General features: G+C 49.6%; 15 protein-coding genes and 1 pseudogene. 10 read left to right on the top strand and 6 right to left on the bottom strand.

Annotated elements, in window-relative coordinates; all coding sequences use genetic code 11:
• Positions 1–155 precede the first annotated feature (155 nt).
• The gene (locus tag HNQ81_RS16155; protein WP_183352345.1) at positions 156–1,091 is read right to left on the bottom strand and encodes a helix-turn-helix domain-containing protein; all 936 of its coding nucleotides are present in this window, start codon (positions 1,089–1,091) and stop codon (positions 156–158) included.
• 632 nt (positions 1,092–1,723) lie between these two features.
• Between HNQ81_RS16155 and HNQ81_RS16150 the strand changes: the two genes are divergently transcribed.
• From HNQ81_RS16150 to HNQ81_RS16130, 5 genes are all read left to right on the top strand, one after another.
• Positions 1,724–2,248, top strand: a complete 525-nt coding sequence (locus HNQ81_RS16150) for a hypothetical protein (RefSeq protein WP_183352344.1) — start codon at positions 1,724–1,726, stop codon at positions 2,246–2,248.
• 259 nt (positions 2,249–2,507) lie between these two features.
• The gene (locus tag HNQ81_RS16145; protein WP_183352343.1) at positions 2,508–2,690 is read left to right on the top strand and encodes a hypothetical protein; all 183 of its coding nucleotides are present in this window, start codon (positions 2,508–2,510) and stop codon (positions 2,688–2,690) included.
• Between the two features lie 524 nt (positions 2,691–3,214).
• Positions 3,215–3,637 (top strand): thermonuclease family protein, encoded by a 423-nt coding sequence (locus HNQ81_RS16140; protein WP_183352342.1) that lies wholly within the window; start codon positions 3,215–3,217, stop codon positions 3,635–3,637.
• Positions 3,577–4,182, top strand: a complete 606-nt coding sequence (locus HNQ81_RS16135) for a putative molybdenum carrier protein (protein ID WP_337833467.1) — start codon at positions 3,577–3,579, stop codon at positions 4,180–4,182. The genes HNQ81_RS16140 and HNQ81_RS16135 overlap by 61 nt, the downstream gene beginning before the upstream one ends.
• A gap of 17 nt (positions 4,183–4,199) precedes the next feature.
• Positions 4,200–4,958: a TraB/GumN family protein gene (locus tag HNQ81_RS16130; RefSeq protein ID WP_183352341.1), complete on the top strand. Its 759-nt coding sequence runs from the start codon at positions 4,200–4,202 to the stop codon at positions 4,956–4,958.
• A 144-nt stretch (positions 4,959–5,102) separates the two neighbouring features.
• On the opposite strand, the gene HNQ81_RS16125 is transcribed toward HNQ81_RS16130, so the two are convergent.
• From HNQ81_RS16125 to HNQ81_RS16105, 5 genes are all read right to left on the bottom strand, one after another.
• Positions 5,103–5,465 (bottom strand): hypothetical protein, encoded by a 363-nt coding sequence (locus HNQ81_RS16125; protein WP_183352340.1) that lies wholly within the window; start codon positions 5,463–5,465, stop codon positions 5,103–5,105.
• Positions 5,466–5,540: 75 nt separating this feature from the next.
• Entirely contained in the window at positions 5,541–5,990 is a 450-nt protein-coding gene (locus HNQ81_RS16120; protein ID WP_183352339.1) for a hypothetical protein, read from the bottom strand.
• A gap of 82 nt (positions 5,991–6,072) precedes the next feature.
• Positions 6,073–6,369 carry a hypothetical protein gene (locus HNQ81_RS16115; protein ID WP_183352338.1) on the bottom strand — a complete coding sequence of 99 codons (297 nt, stop codon included), beginning with the start codon at positions 6,367–6,369 and terminating at the stop codon, positions 6,073–6,075.
• A 106-nt stretch (positions 6,370–6,475) separates the two neighbouring features.
• Positions 6,476–7,165 (bottom strand): hypothetical protein, encoded by a 690-nt coding sequence (locus HNQ81_RS16110; RefSeq protein ID WP_183352337.1) that lies wholly within the window; start codon positions 7,163–7,165, stop codon positions 6,476–6,478.
• A gap of 156 nt (positions 7,166–7,321) precedes the next feature.
• Positions 7,322–7,897 (bottom strand): hypothetical protein, encoded by a 576-nt coding sequence (locus tag HNQ81_RS16105; RefSeq protein WP_183352336.1) that lies wholly within the window; start codon positions 7,895–7,897, stop codon positions 7,322–7,324.
• A gap of 230 nt (positions 7,898–8,127) precedes the next feature.
• On the opposite strand from HNQ81_RS16105, the gene tnpA reads away from it, so the two are divergent.
• The 5 genes and pseudogenes from tnpA to HNQ81_RS16080 form a co-directional block, all read left to right on the top strand.
• A complete protein-coding gene (gene tnpA / locus HNQ81_RS16100) occupies positions 8,128–8,559 on the top strand; it encodes an IS200/IS605 family transposase (protein WP_183352335.1) in 432 nt (143 codons plus the stop codon).
• A gap of 1,345 nt (positions 8,560–9,904) precedes the next feature.
• Positions 9,905–10,852: an ArdC family protein gene (locus HNQ81_RS16095; protein WP_221270894.1), complete on the top strand. Its 948-nt coding sequence runs from the start codon at positions 9,905–9,907 to the stop codon at positions 10,850–10,852.
• 56 nt (positions 10,853–10,908) lie between these two features.
• Positions 10,909–11,178 (top strand): hypothetical protein, encoded by a 270-nt coding sequence (locus tag HNQ81_RS16090; protein WP_183352334.1) that lies wholly within the window; start codon positions 10,909–10,911, stop codon positions 11,176–11,178.
• Positions 11,175–12,053, top strand: coding sequence for a hypothetical protein (locus tag HNQ81_RS16085; protein ID WP_221270893.1), 879 nt, complete (start codon positions 11,175–11,177; stop codon positions 12,051–12,053). The genes HNQ81_RS16090 and HNQ81_RS16085 overlap by 4 nt, the downstream gene beginning before the upstream one ends.
• A gap of 57 nt (positions 12,054–12,110) precedes the next feature.
• Positions 12,111–12,341 (top strand): annotated as a pseudogene (locus tag HNQ81_RS16080) (AAA family ATPase); the annotation flags it as partial.

Genomic DNA, 12,341 nt, shown 5'->3' with positions numbered 1-12,341 from the left:
TTTATGCATATAAGTGTTTGTGTGTTTAGGGGTTTAGGTGTATGGACGATTTCCCCGTCAACAATCGATGGAGTGTCACTTTGTGGGTCCTTTAGACCAAATAGACATTTGGTCAGTTTTCTTAGAATGGCCATATATGGGGGGTAGGGGGCTATTTAGGGGGCGTTGCAGGAAAGGGCGATTTTTTGCCCTCCCAGTTCCTTTTCGTATTCAGCGGCAAAGATATGGAACGCCTTTTCCTCAAGCTCATGTTCCTGGACGCCGCTTTCCTTTGCTTCAAGGATATACATGGTCCGATGCACCTGGTTGATGAGCTTCCAGCGCTCAAGAGGGGAGGGGGGTGATCTGGCTATCCTGGAGCATTTTGAGACTTGCCGTTCCCGGAAGGGCGGGTAATTGAGCGGATGACCATTCCTGGTTATGGTCCTGAGATATGCCAGGGGTGACTGGATTGCGGAAAGCTGGTTGTTCTTTGCAGCGAACAGCATCCAATCCATGGCCTGCTGTTCTTTTGGAGTTTCTGGATGGTGGCTGGTTGAAAATTGTTCCTGCCATGCCTCGATTAATTCCTGATCATAAAAATCTCTCTCGGGTTTTTCATTATTGTGGTGGACGGTACCGTTGTCAGAGAACGGCACAGAGAGAGAGATGTTCTTTGATAATGTTCTTTGATAATATTCGGCGGACTGACAGTCCGGGGTGGGCGGACTGGTAGTCCGGGGAGTACGGACTGCTGGGCCGGGGGGTGCGGACTGGTGGTCCGCCCCTTGGATGTGGTACCAAGTGCCTGTCAGTTGTTTTTCTTGCAGGGTGAATTCTGGGATGTGATAGAGACTGGAATGACCTGGACGGGTTTCAGTCCGCAGCAGATCCAGATCTTCGAGTTGCCGGATGGTGCGTCTGACATGGCGCTCGGACATGCCTGAATTTTTGGCCAAGGTTTTGATGCCGGGCCAGGCCTGATTGGCCTTTCCGGCGTATTTGATGATGCAGATCAGAACCATTTTCTCATAGACGCAGAGATCACAATCAAGGATGGCATCTTCGATGATTGTGTAGGGCCTGGGTCTATGATCGTGAATATCGGTCACGGATTCCCCCTCTCTTGATATTATCTGGATCTCCTTCTTCCAAAAACATCCTGACAGTTTGTAGATTTTCCCCTGTTGGCGAGGGTATGGGGGGATTCTTACAAATTTACTACATTTAGAACATGTTGAGGAATAAAAGGAGCTGTCCGTGACGATAGATAGCGTGCCGCGAATCAGCGAACTCGGTAAATTTATGAAGCGATGCGTTTCAAAAAGAATCTGTATGCTCTTTGGGTGGGCCAGTGAGTGTGGCTTTAGTGCATGTTTAGCCCGCGATCCTGTGAAAACAGCCGAGTTTCAAAAAGAATAAAAAAATTATTCATCCCCTTTCTGGACTTACCTGGAGCACATGAGCACCACGAGTACATGGAGAACGCGAGAACGGGGAGCACTACCACGATGGTATAAGCAGTTGTAATCGTTAGGGCTAATTTTCGCGCGAGCAACATCTTAACGTTTAAGTTGACATTATATAGTGTTTTAATTAATAATCAGATTGCTGCATATATACGTATCTCATAGTATTGAAAACAATACTAACAATCTGTTATTATTGATATTTGTGTTTCTTTTTGGTTGATTTTCTTGAAAGCATGCTATATTCTAATCTGAGCATAAGGAGGCATACTAATATGGCGACAAAACGATCCGTGAGAATGTCCAACAAAAGACTGAAGCTTCGGCAGCAACATTGGCCAGAAATAACTGAAGATGATCTGTGGTTACGAAGTGAAACGAAAGGATTCACAACAATACCCCGAGGCCTTTCCCTTATAATGCGCATTATGGATTCGTTATCTCTTCAAAAGCCTCTCTCCAGCACATACATGACCTTGTGGTGCTATGCTTTTGATGAGATGATGGTAACTATACAAAAACCACGTCAGATGGCGTTAGAATCTGGTTTTTCAGGGCAAAGAGCTGAAAACACATGGCGTGAACGAATGAAACGTCTTGAAGAATTCGGGTTTATACGATCCACAGTGGGGGCCACAGGGAACTTTCACTACGTTTTGCTTCTAAACCCCTATAGCGTTGTGAAAGAACTTAATGAGAATAGCAAATATGATGTGCCGCCGGTTTTATTTAATACTCTGATCGACAGGGTGGATGAAATTGGAGAGACAACAATAATGATAGACGAAAGTGAAGGTTGAGCACCCGTCTCCAATATCGGGGGGGGGAATTCTTTTAAAGGAGGTCTTTATGTCGCCGCCAGAGCTAAGAGCGCGAATGTGGGATCAGCGCTGTGACATAAAATGATAAAAGGGAGTGAAAGCCGGCAAGCAATCGCACTCCCCTTTATGAACCCACACCAAGAACAGTGGGGATGCTGTATCTACCTGCTTTTTTATACAGTATCCCCATAACTATAGTCAATATATTCGGAACTACCCTTATATAGTGGAGATAAATATGACTACAAAAAAACCTGGCGAAAGCACAGGCAATGATGGCGGAATTTATCGAGAAGTTGGCCCACGCGGAGGAGCAAAAGATAATTTTGCTACCGTACCAGACCACAAACCTTTACCTCCAACCTCGAAACCAGGGCATGAATGGGAACGGGTAAAGAGAACACCTGACAGCAAACGGTAATCACAAAAGAGGGCGGTGTTGTTGGCCGCCCTTTTCAAATTAAACCCAGATCTCTTCTGCTTGAAAAACAGAAGCAAGCCCGCCCCGTCACGCCCTTTGCAATCTTTCTCCCTGCCCATCGCATTCTCCAAGCCACACATCGCCGCCACTTGCATGTCCGTCTCAGCAAAGGGTCGTGCCGGGCTACCCCGGATGTTGATACGTCGTGGGATTGTTGTGGCAAGCCCTGAACGCCCTCACCCGCCTGTCACAGCCCTTGCTTTCGTCTGGTTCCGGCTACGGCAGGGCCGGGAAAAGCACCCGTCCCTTGCCGGCCTCCACCAGCATGCAAGGGCAGCGCCAGGCTATGGCGGGGGTGGTTTGCTGCGCCGGTGCTTTGTGGGGTGTTTGTTTTTTTTAAGACTCGTTGTATAGCTTGTTGCATGAATCCTACCTCTTGCCATTCCATAGTTACCCTGATCCTGCTTCTCATCCTCTTTCCTTACTCAAATGTTTTGGCAGCCTGGTCAGGCCAGGTGATGGGAGTGGCCGATGGTGATACCATTTCGGTTCTCCGTGGCAACGAGAAGGTGAATATACGCCTCTATGGTGTTGACACTCCTGAGAAAAAACAGGCGTTTGGCAATCAGGCCAAAAAGTTCACCAATGCCGCTGTAAGAAAAATGTCAGTAAAAATTGTCCCGTTTGAAACAGACAAATACGGCAGGACCGTGGCCATGGTGTATGTCGGTGACCAATGCCTGAATGAAAATCTGATCCGCGACGGCTTCGCCTGGGTCTACAGGAAATACTGCAAAGAGGATTTTTGTCGATCCTGGCTGAACCTTGAGGCTTCAGCTCGGGAAAAGGGGAGGGGGCTTTGGGTGGATCCGGAGCCAAAGCCACCGTGGGAGTGGAGAAAGGATTCAAAGAAGAAGAACGATTGGTGGGGGAGGGTGGTCAGGTAGGGGAGGGCGATGAGGGATTTTCTGGACTCTACCAGGGGCTTCTCACAAAAAGACTACAATCAGGGATCATGTTGAAAAAAATTATTTCAGGTTGTCAGACCGGAGCTGATATTGCCGGGATCGACGCAGCTATTTCATACGACTTTCCCTATGGCGGCTGGGTTCCCAAGGGCCGAAGGACAGAGGCCGGGCCGCTGCCGGAGAAATATCAAGTCCAGGAAATGCCAACTGCGGGGTACCCGAAAAGAACTGAGCAGAATGTCATCGATTCCGATGGTACGGTGATCTTTGTTCGGGGCAAGCTCTCAGGTGGATCCGACTTGACCAGAAAGCTGGCCGAGAAGCATAAGAAACCATGGCTGCACCTGGACATGCTGGAGAATACCGTTGATGGTGCGACGGATATTCTTTTGGCCTGGCTTGATGAAATGGGGGTTGAGGTGTTGAATGTCGCCGGCCGGTCCGCATCCAAGGATGGCCAAATCTATGCCGTGGTGTTTCAGGTGATATCTTTGGCCCTCCAGAAGCTACATCCCACAGTGTGAATCTCTTTTTCCCTTCCTTGAAATATTTCATCTTTGCGACAATCGGGTTTGCCGTGCTCTGTGGGGGAGGTGCTGCTCTTTCTGCAGATTCAGCGGCTGTGGCTCAAGCTGCAAAGAAGATATTGCTTCCCTGTCAGGGGAAGGGAGTCCTTGTTCTCGGTGAAAGGCACCAGCATCCCGAGAGCCAGGAACTTTTCCTTGCGATGATCGAGAATCAGATAGGGCAGGGGAGGCGTGTCTTTGTTGGACTTGAGATATCGGGAGATCAGCAAGGCAATCTCGATGCGCTCCTTGCGGATCCGGTTTCTGTAAAGGATGATGTTCAGCTGTACCATGCTATCGATCACCCAGCATATAGGGAGATGCTGAGAAGGTTAGGGCGCTATGCACATGCTGGTGTGGATGTGCGGGCAATTGACGCAGCTGAAGAGGATAAGGACCGTGACGTTACAATGTCACGCAATGTTGTGGCTGCTGTCCGATCGGGAAAATATGATGTGGTACTTGTTCTGGTAGGGAACAACCACGCTATCAAAAAGATGAAGTGGCACTCGGACAGCGGATCGTCAACCAGATATCTGGCAGAGAGACTTGTTGACGATGGGTTGAATGTCTGCAGTGTGATGCAGAGATTTACAGGCCAGGAGGGCGGTCCGGTGGTGGTTTCGGGCCGCTCTCTTGAAAAAGATGCTCTTATTATGGATCTAATTCGGAGCATCTATCATGCGGAGGATATGACCGGTGATGGGGTGGCAGATGTTGTGGTTGGGTGGTGAAGGTCTCTTGCCTCTTTCGGATAGCCATTAGACAAAATGAATTATTTTGTCTAATGAGTTAGTGGCTATGAAGCCATTTGTTTAGCTTACCGTGTGTCTAACCTGTAACATTAGGTTTTTAATTGAGTTTCCGAAAGTGTTCGGCTATTTCGAATTCTGATCGAGATACGGCTTGCAGACTTCTGCCAGGCTATTGAGGGCAGCCCCGATGAATGGCTGAGTAATTGCATCGGGATGCCGAATGAAGTAGTGATCTATTACCTGAACGAACGCAGCGTCAGTTATCTCGCCAGCACATTTCCCGTACCCCCTTGTTATGCGCATGTGTTCGGGACTGTTACTATAAGCGATAGTCGCTTGGTAACTCAGTACAGCGAATGCATACCCTCTCTTCCATTGCTCGGACGCTTGTTGCCAATTGCTGTACGTTAAGGATTCGGCGTTGGCTAAATGACCGATAAAGACACAGGTAATGGCAACGGCGGCTTTAAGAATTCGCGTGTTCATGTTCTTATCATCCAACGATGAATTGGTTTTCCGGCAGCTGGTTAACCTTGTTTAGGCCAATTAATACCATGCCAATTACTCTAATTGGGAAAGCTTGCGCTTGGCATAAGCGGTACATTTTCGACCCCATTCGATAGCCTCATTCAAAATTCCGCGCTCTATTTGCAACAATTCCCTATCTGCCTCCGCCAAAAACCTATCAGCCTCTGGATTAGAATATTGCTCGTTATCGATGCTCATAGCTTTCATTTCTTCGTCATCTAGTCTTTGGTTTATTTTTCCTCTTCTTCGTTCTATCATAGACAGACGGAAATCAGTTTTTTGCCCTTCTACATATTCTTCTATTTCTTTTATCTGTGTTTTCCAAAACTCCTTTGGATTCCAGGCTTCTTTTCCTTTTGCGACAAGGCCACTGGGCTCACACTCTGGACCGAGATCTACTGCAAGAATGTGTCCTGGATATATAACGGTCAGAAGAACAATCGTAATCAGCAATCTTCCTGGTACACTCAATTTGATCTTCATAGTATTCACTTTCGGGCAAGCCTGTGCCCTTTCTGAGAATTTATTGTTACATGAATGGCATGTGACTTATTGTGGAGGTGTATTAGTAACCACGGCCAAAATTGTCATCAACTTCACGAACACCTGCTTCGCTGAGAAATAGCCAAAGGTTATTTGGTGAGCCACGGAAAGCCTCGGAAATTTGCAAACCAGAGAAGCGCGTGACTATTTCTTGCGCGGTGTGATCATCAACGAACTCGCGAGAAACGTAAAGCCACTGAGATGGACCCTCACGTTCAAGGCGAAACTTGTGAAGGCCGTTACCGTAGAGATATTCCACATTCCCTTCGGGAAATACCTTCATCAGTTCGTCAAAAATTGCTTGTGACTTTGGTTCCATCGGGAGCCTCCTATATGAAGAGTTCTAACGACTGGGGTAAGAGGTTGGGAATGAAGCACAGCGGAATTCCCAATCCTTCTTCACCCCATGGTTATGTGAAGTGTTGTTATCTGTCTCGTTCTAAAAGATTAAATCCAAATAAATCCAGGGAAACTGTCATCCATTTCGCAACGTGATATGCCCCTTGGGGAACAGGATCTCGATCAAAATCCAATTCGACTTCAGCATTCTGATAGGCCAAATCAAAAGCCGTCTCGGCATCAGGCACTACCACTAAGGTTTCTTTAGGATCTAAAAGTAATTTATCGGCCTTTATTCTCCATTCTCGCTCCCAAGTAAAATCAACGCCCTTTTCTGGTTCGAATTTTACATGTTTATACTGTAATTCTTCAGGTAATAATTTGAATTCGTTTTCAGGCTGATAAAGAACGGGTCTTCCTCCCTGGGAATACAACCAATCCTTTTTTACGGCTATTCCAAAAGGTTCATACCTTGTCTTTTGGGTCTTGGATTCCGCAATATTTACCAGAGAAAATAACGATACAATTTCTGAGATAGGGGACTCTGTGAAGCAGATACATTTAAACCCGCCACGAATATTTTTTGAAGAGCCTAATAAAAATCCATCTGATAGAATTTTTTCAAGCACGGATAGCGGGCTGTCTGATAGGCTTGATTTTGAATGCTCTTTTTCGATTTCAACCAATTTGCCGGGAGATCTTGTAAAATGGAATAGCAAATTTCCTAAATCTCTTCGTACAAGATTTATTCTTTTATGTAATTTTTCATTATCCATTTTTCATGAGCACATAACAAAGGATTCACCAATTCTGTATATCACACCATTTTCGATGTTATCCAGAAAGATGATAAACATCTTAAATCAACTATCTGTACGACATTCCGCAGGTCCGGTTTATTGATGAGTTTGGCATGGGCACTAGAATATTATCTATTTAGTATCCACTGAAAACTCGTAGCTACCGGAGTGAGTGCGACGGACTTGGTATACATTATTGTCCTCCCAAGCGTAGACGAGTTCGAAAACGGTTCGATTGGCAATCTCATTTTTGACTTGATCCTCATCGAAATCCTTGCTCGTCCACCCATTCCTGATTTTCAGATCCTGAATGAGTCCATATCGAATTCCGTTGCGTGGCTCAATACCCAGAGATGCGGCAATATCTTTCGCCGCATAAAGCAGCATGTCCTTCTTGCCTTCAATATTACGACGGTCAAAATCCTTCATCAATTTATGCTCAGGGCCAATGTGAAAGAGCATGGTAATTAGGTTCGAGTCATAATCGTACCTTAGATCGAAAATACGAATCTGCTCTTTCATGTTTGGCCCACCAAAATACGCGGGGCCATTTGAAGCAACATACAGTTGATGAAGAAACACGTCAAAAGCTGAGGCCGGAGTTGCAACTAAAGTTCGTATCCCTGAATCTGGCGCTGCCGTCGCCGACATGGAAAGCAGTAACATGCCAGACAACATGATGAACGAAACCAGATTAGATGCTTTCATTATTTCTCCCTTTGTGATGGCAATTTTATCGATTTTTTTGTTAATGCTCTGAATTCCTACAATACTCTTCAAAAAAAACCACAATGCGCAACACATTATCGCAATACCTCATTTATTTCCTTTAGGAAAACCCCCGGCTTTGCCGGGGGACTATAAAAGTTTGACAGTTCCTGAAAAATGAAGAAGCCTCCGCTCCCGTGGACCGGTCAAAGTCACAGGAAGGAGGCTTCATGAACAACACACAATGTTTAAGCCACACGACGTGGGAATGCAAGTACCACGTCGTGTGGATACCGAAATGTCGGAAGAAAGCTCTTTACGGTCAACTGCGAAAGCACCTTGGTGAGATGCTCCACGAGTTGGCCCGGCAGAAGGAAAGCAAAGTGCTGGAAGGTCATCTCCAGCCGGATCACATTCACATGCTGATCGCAATACCACCGAAATATGCTGTTTCCCAGGTAGTCGGATATATGAAGGGAAAAAGCGCAATACATATTGCGCGGACCTACCTTGGGCAGAAGAAGAACTACAATGGAATGCACTTTTGGGCACGAGGCTATTACGTATCAACTGTAGGCACCGATGAGGAGGTCGTGCGAGCATATATCCGTGACCAGGAAAAGGAAGATCATCGCCTCGAGCAGCTATCGCTCTTTAAATAGGCGACCACCGAATGGTGGTCAGTAAATCTTTTTAACATACCGCTTTGAGCGGTTCACAACCTAAAGCCACCGGCTTTGCCGGTGGATACTTACCTTCTTGAGAAAAATTTGAAATTGCCGTCACACAAAAATTCAACGGATTTTGAACATTAGACAAAATAGATTACATTGTCTAATGTATGAAATATATCATATATAATATCAATGCATTAGACGTATTAATGTCAGTCGAACATTAGACAAAATGATGAGTGACTGAAAACATCTTGTTTTTGATCTCTTTGCAACTTTAGGAGAATGATTCCCAACATCTTTTTATCTCACAAGGTGGCTGCCGCCCCCTTGAACCCCCGCTGTAGCCCCATGTCCTGATGTCTGGCCGTGTACCTTGCAGCCCTGCCGACCACAAAAACCGTGCCGGCATGTCTGCAGGAACCCGGCCAGTGCGCGTTCTGATGTAGCCTCATCTCCTGCCTGGCTTGGCGCAGTCTAAAAAGCCAGACTGCGCAGTCACAGTTTCCCCCCTCCCGTCCCCTCCGGGGAGGCGTTAAGGGAATTAATTCCCTTAACAATCCCTTTGCTGCTTTGTCTCTGTGGCTGGTTGCGCTGGGTCAATGCCCCCGCCAATTTGCAAACTGCCGCAAATTGTCATGGCCATCGACATTCAGCGCCCCAGGGCTCGGTCCCCTCTCAGGTAATTGCCTCGTCGTGTTCTTTAAAGTGGCGCTGCGCGCAGGGCTTTTCTTTTTTTTTCCTCCCCTTGAGGGTGAGGAAGGAAAAAAAAAGAAAAAAAGTTTTTTCCAAAGCAAAAAACTACCCAAGGAGGTCCCCCATGCTGCCATCTGTTTCCCTGCTTTCAAGGTCTGCCTGTCTCTTTGGTGCATCCGGTTTCTGTGTCCGTTCTTCCGTTCGGGGGTTGGCCGGCTTTGTTGTGTCTGTCGGCTTTCGCCGCCAGACACAAGCCGCCCTTTTTGCCCGTTCCTGGGCCGTCAGGCTTCCATCAGGCTGCAACGGTTGCGTGCTCAAGCGGTCGGGTGGCCTGGTCTGGGTTTCCGTCCCGGTTCTCCCTGCCTCGGTCCCGGCCGTTGTCCGTCGAGGCGCCGGCCCCCTGTCGGTCCTTGGGGCTCCTCCCGCCTGCCGGCGGGCGGTTGCCTCTGGTGGGGCCTGGGCGTGGTAAGCCCGGTTTTTCCTTCCAGGGCCCTTGCCCGGGCCTGGGCTGTTGCCTGTGGGGTGGCTCCACACCAGGCCGGGGAGTCTGTTCAGGTCTGGGCCGGTGGCTTTCGGTCCATCTGTTCCGGATCTCCGGCGCCATCCTGCCTGTTCTGCCTCGCCCTGGGGCGCTGTGATGAAAAGCCCGGGCCTGGTTGTGGCTTCATCCCTTCGCGCTGGTGGCAATCCCGCCAGGGATCACTTTTCTAATTCTCTCGAAGGAGGTCATACAATGGCTGGAAATTCTGTTTACGACATCATCACCGCCGAAATTTTGCAGATCATGGAGCAGGGGGTTATCCCCTGGCAGAAGCCCTGGGGTTCAAAAGGAGCGCACAGAAACCTTGTGTCAGGCAAAAAATATCGGGGTATTAACATCTTTTTGCTTTCCTGCGCTGGGTTCAGTTCGCCTTGGTGGCTCACCTATCGCCAGGCTCAGGAGAAGGGCGGCCAGGTCCGCAAGGGCGAGAAGGGCAAGCGGATAGTTTTTTGGAAGCTGCAGGGCAGATCCGACGAGGCGGAGGCCGAAGAGCGCGGGCCGCGGCTTGTTCCTTTGCTCAGGTATTACACCGTTTTCAACCTGCAGCAGGTCGAAGGAATAGAGGTTCCATCGGAACCGGATGAAGCGCAGTTGGATCCCATCGCCGGCGCCGAGGCGGTTTTTCAGTCAATGCCCAACCCTCCCAGTCTTGTTTTTGGGGATCGGGCCGCATACAGCCCGGGTCGGGATCGCGTCATCATGCCGGACCTGCAAAGCTTCATCAGCTCGGAAGAATACTATTGCGCCCTGTTTCATGAGCTGGGCCATTCCACCGGCCACCAGGGCCGCCTGAATCGCAAGGAAATCACCAATAACATCCACTTTGGCTCACACGATTACAGCAAGGAAGAGCTTGTGGCGGAGATGACGGCTTCTTTCCTCTGCGGCGAGGTCGGAATTTTACCGGCTACGGTCAGGAATTCGGCCGCATATCTGCAGAGTTGGGCCGCAAAATTCAGGGAAGACAAGAAAATGGTTGTCTGCGCTGCCGCTGCAGCGCAAAAGGCCGCTGATTACATCCTGGACAGGCCAGGGGAAGAGTAGGCGGTTTCTGTTCACCGTGTGCCCGGAGACGGGCACACAACCAAAGGAGGTTGCACATGAGGTATGCAACGCAAGCAACGATGGACGGGTGTTTTTTTCAGGAGTTGATGGACTGGCAGCGGAAGAAAAGAAAGCAGCGCTCGGTCTCTATTGAGATCGGCGGCTTTCTTGATCCGGATCGGGTCAAGGTCTGGGTTTTCGATCATGCCCTGCTGGCCGGTTGTTTTGTGGCCAGCGCCGCCGACCTGCCGGACGATGAGCAGTTGAGGGAAAAGCGGAAGGCCTCTTTGCTGCTCGAACTCAAGCAAATGGAGGTGGCGGCATGAAGCAGGAAATCTTGTTGCCGATCAGAAGAGCCCCGTTGGCGGAAAAACAGCTGGACCTGGCCTTGCGCTTTCAGCTGGAGAAGCGGCGGCGGTACGGCGCGATCCTGAGCCAGGTGGTTCTGTCGCGGGACGAGCGGCGGGAATATCTCGGGGTTTCGTCACTTGGCACCCCGCCGTGTGCGCTGTTCTACAGCCTCACCCAGGCCGAAAAGGAGGAAACCGACGCCGGTTCCCAGTTCGGGTTTGATACCGGCCACGTCCTCGAGGCCTACATTCTCGACCTGCTGGAGATCTCCCCCGGCTGCCGGCAAAGAGAGCTTGTCTGGCAATACCCCAAGGCCCCCGGGGGAAAGATCGTCGGTCATCCCGATGGCATATTGGAAAGGATGTTGCCCGGTGGTTCCTGTGTCATCGAGTGCAAGGCGACGGGCGGCTATTCGTTTGACAAGAAGCGGGAAGAAGGTCCCGAGCAGGGCCACCTAGAGCAGGTGTTCTGCTATGCGTCCAAGCTCATGGCGCCACTCTTTGCCGTGATCTACGCCAACCGGGAGGCCAAGAAATCAACCCCGTTCTATCAGGTTTTTGCTTATCGGATCATCGACCAGCACCGGGCGGCCCTGGTGGTCCAGGCCCTGTTTGATGTCCGGTTCGGCCAGGTGCTTGATTGCCTGCAAACAAAAAGGCCCACACAGCCAGCGGCTCCGAAGGTCGAGTTCGGGGCCAGGGGTTGGCGGTGCAGGCCAGATACCTCCTATTTCGCCCAGGGAAAGGCACAAAAACAGGTAGGATACTGCAGTTATAGGCCAGTGTGTCCGGAGGCGCAAGAGTATTTAGCCAATTCGCGCCGGAAGGCAGAAGAGAAACAGGCAGCGTAAACAACAACCATGCAGGCCGGGCGGGGAGCCCGTCCGGCCATTCCGGAGGATACGATTATGGCGATATTTCAAAAAGCGGTACGAAGCAAAGCGAAGATCCGGCTTTCCATCGATGGTCCGAGCGGATCGGGCAAAACCCATTCAGCCCTGCTGCTTGCCGGGGGCCTGGCCGAGTCGGGGAAAATATTCCTGATCGACACCGAGCGGGACAGCGCGACCCTGGAAACCGGAAAGCCGGGGATCCCCGAGTTCTTCCATGCCCCTCTCGCGCAACCGTTCACGCCGGCC

Source organism: Desulfoprunum benzoelyticum, assembly GCF_014201505.1.
Lineage (GTDB): Bacteria > Desulfobacterota > Desulfobulbia > Desulfobulbales > Desulfocapsaceae > Desulfoprunum > Desulfoprunum benzoelyticum.
This window is presented reverse-complemented; position numbering and strand designations above follow the sequence as displayed.

Bases quoted from the DNA above. Each gene is read 5' to 3' on its own strand.
- HNQ81_RS16095 (WP_221270894.1), top strand. From the start codon at position 9,905: ATGAAAAGCCCGGGCCTGGTTGTGGCTTCATCCCTTCGCGCTGGTGGC.
- tnpA (WP_183352335.1), top strand. From the start codon at position 8,128: ATGAACAACACACAATGTTTAAGCCACACGACGTGGGAATGCAAGTAC.
- HNQ81_RS16110 (WP_183352337.1), bottom strand. From the start codon at position 7,165: ATGGATAATGAAAAATTACATAAAAGAATAAATCTTGTACGAAGAGAT.
- HNQ81_RS16115 (WP_183352338.1), bottom strand. From the start codon at position 6,369: ATGGAACCAAAGTCACAAGCAATTTTTGACGAACTGATGAAGGTATTT.
- HNQ81_RS16145 (WP_183352343.1), top strand. From the start codon at position 2,508: ATGACTACAAAAAAACCTGGCGAAAGCACAGGCAATGATGGCGGAATT.
- HNQ81_RS16120 (WP_183352339.1), bottom strand. From the start codon at position 5,990: ATGAAGATCAAATTGAGTGTACCAGGAAGATTGCTGATTACGATTGTT.
- HNQ81_RS16085 (WP_221270893.1), top strand. From the start codon at position 11,175: ATGAAGCAGGAAATCTTGTTGCCGATCAGAAGAGCCCCGTTGGCGGAA.
- HNQ81_RS16090 (WP_183352334.1), top strand. From the start codon at position 10,909: ATGAGGTATGCAACGCAAGCAACGATGGACGGGTGTTTTTTTCAGGAG.
- HNQ81_RS16150 (WP_183352344.1), top strand. From the start codon at position 1,724: ATGGCGACAAAACGATCCGTGAGAATGTCCAACAAAAGACTGAAGCTT.
- HNQ81_RS16105 (WP_183352336.1), bottom strand. From the start codon at position 7,897: ATGAAAGCATCTAATCTGGTTTCGTTCATCATGTTGTCTGGCATGTTA.
- HNQ81_RS16125 (WP_183352340.1), bottom strand. From the start codon at position 5,465: ATGAACACGCGAATTCTTAAAGCCGCCGTTGCCATTACCTGTGTCTTT.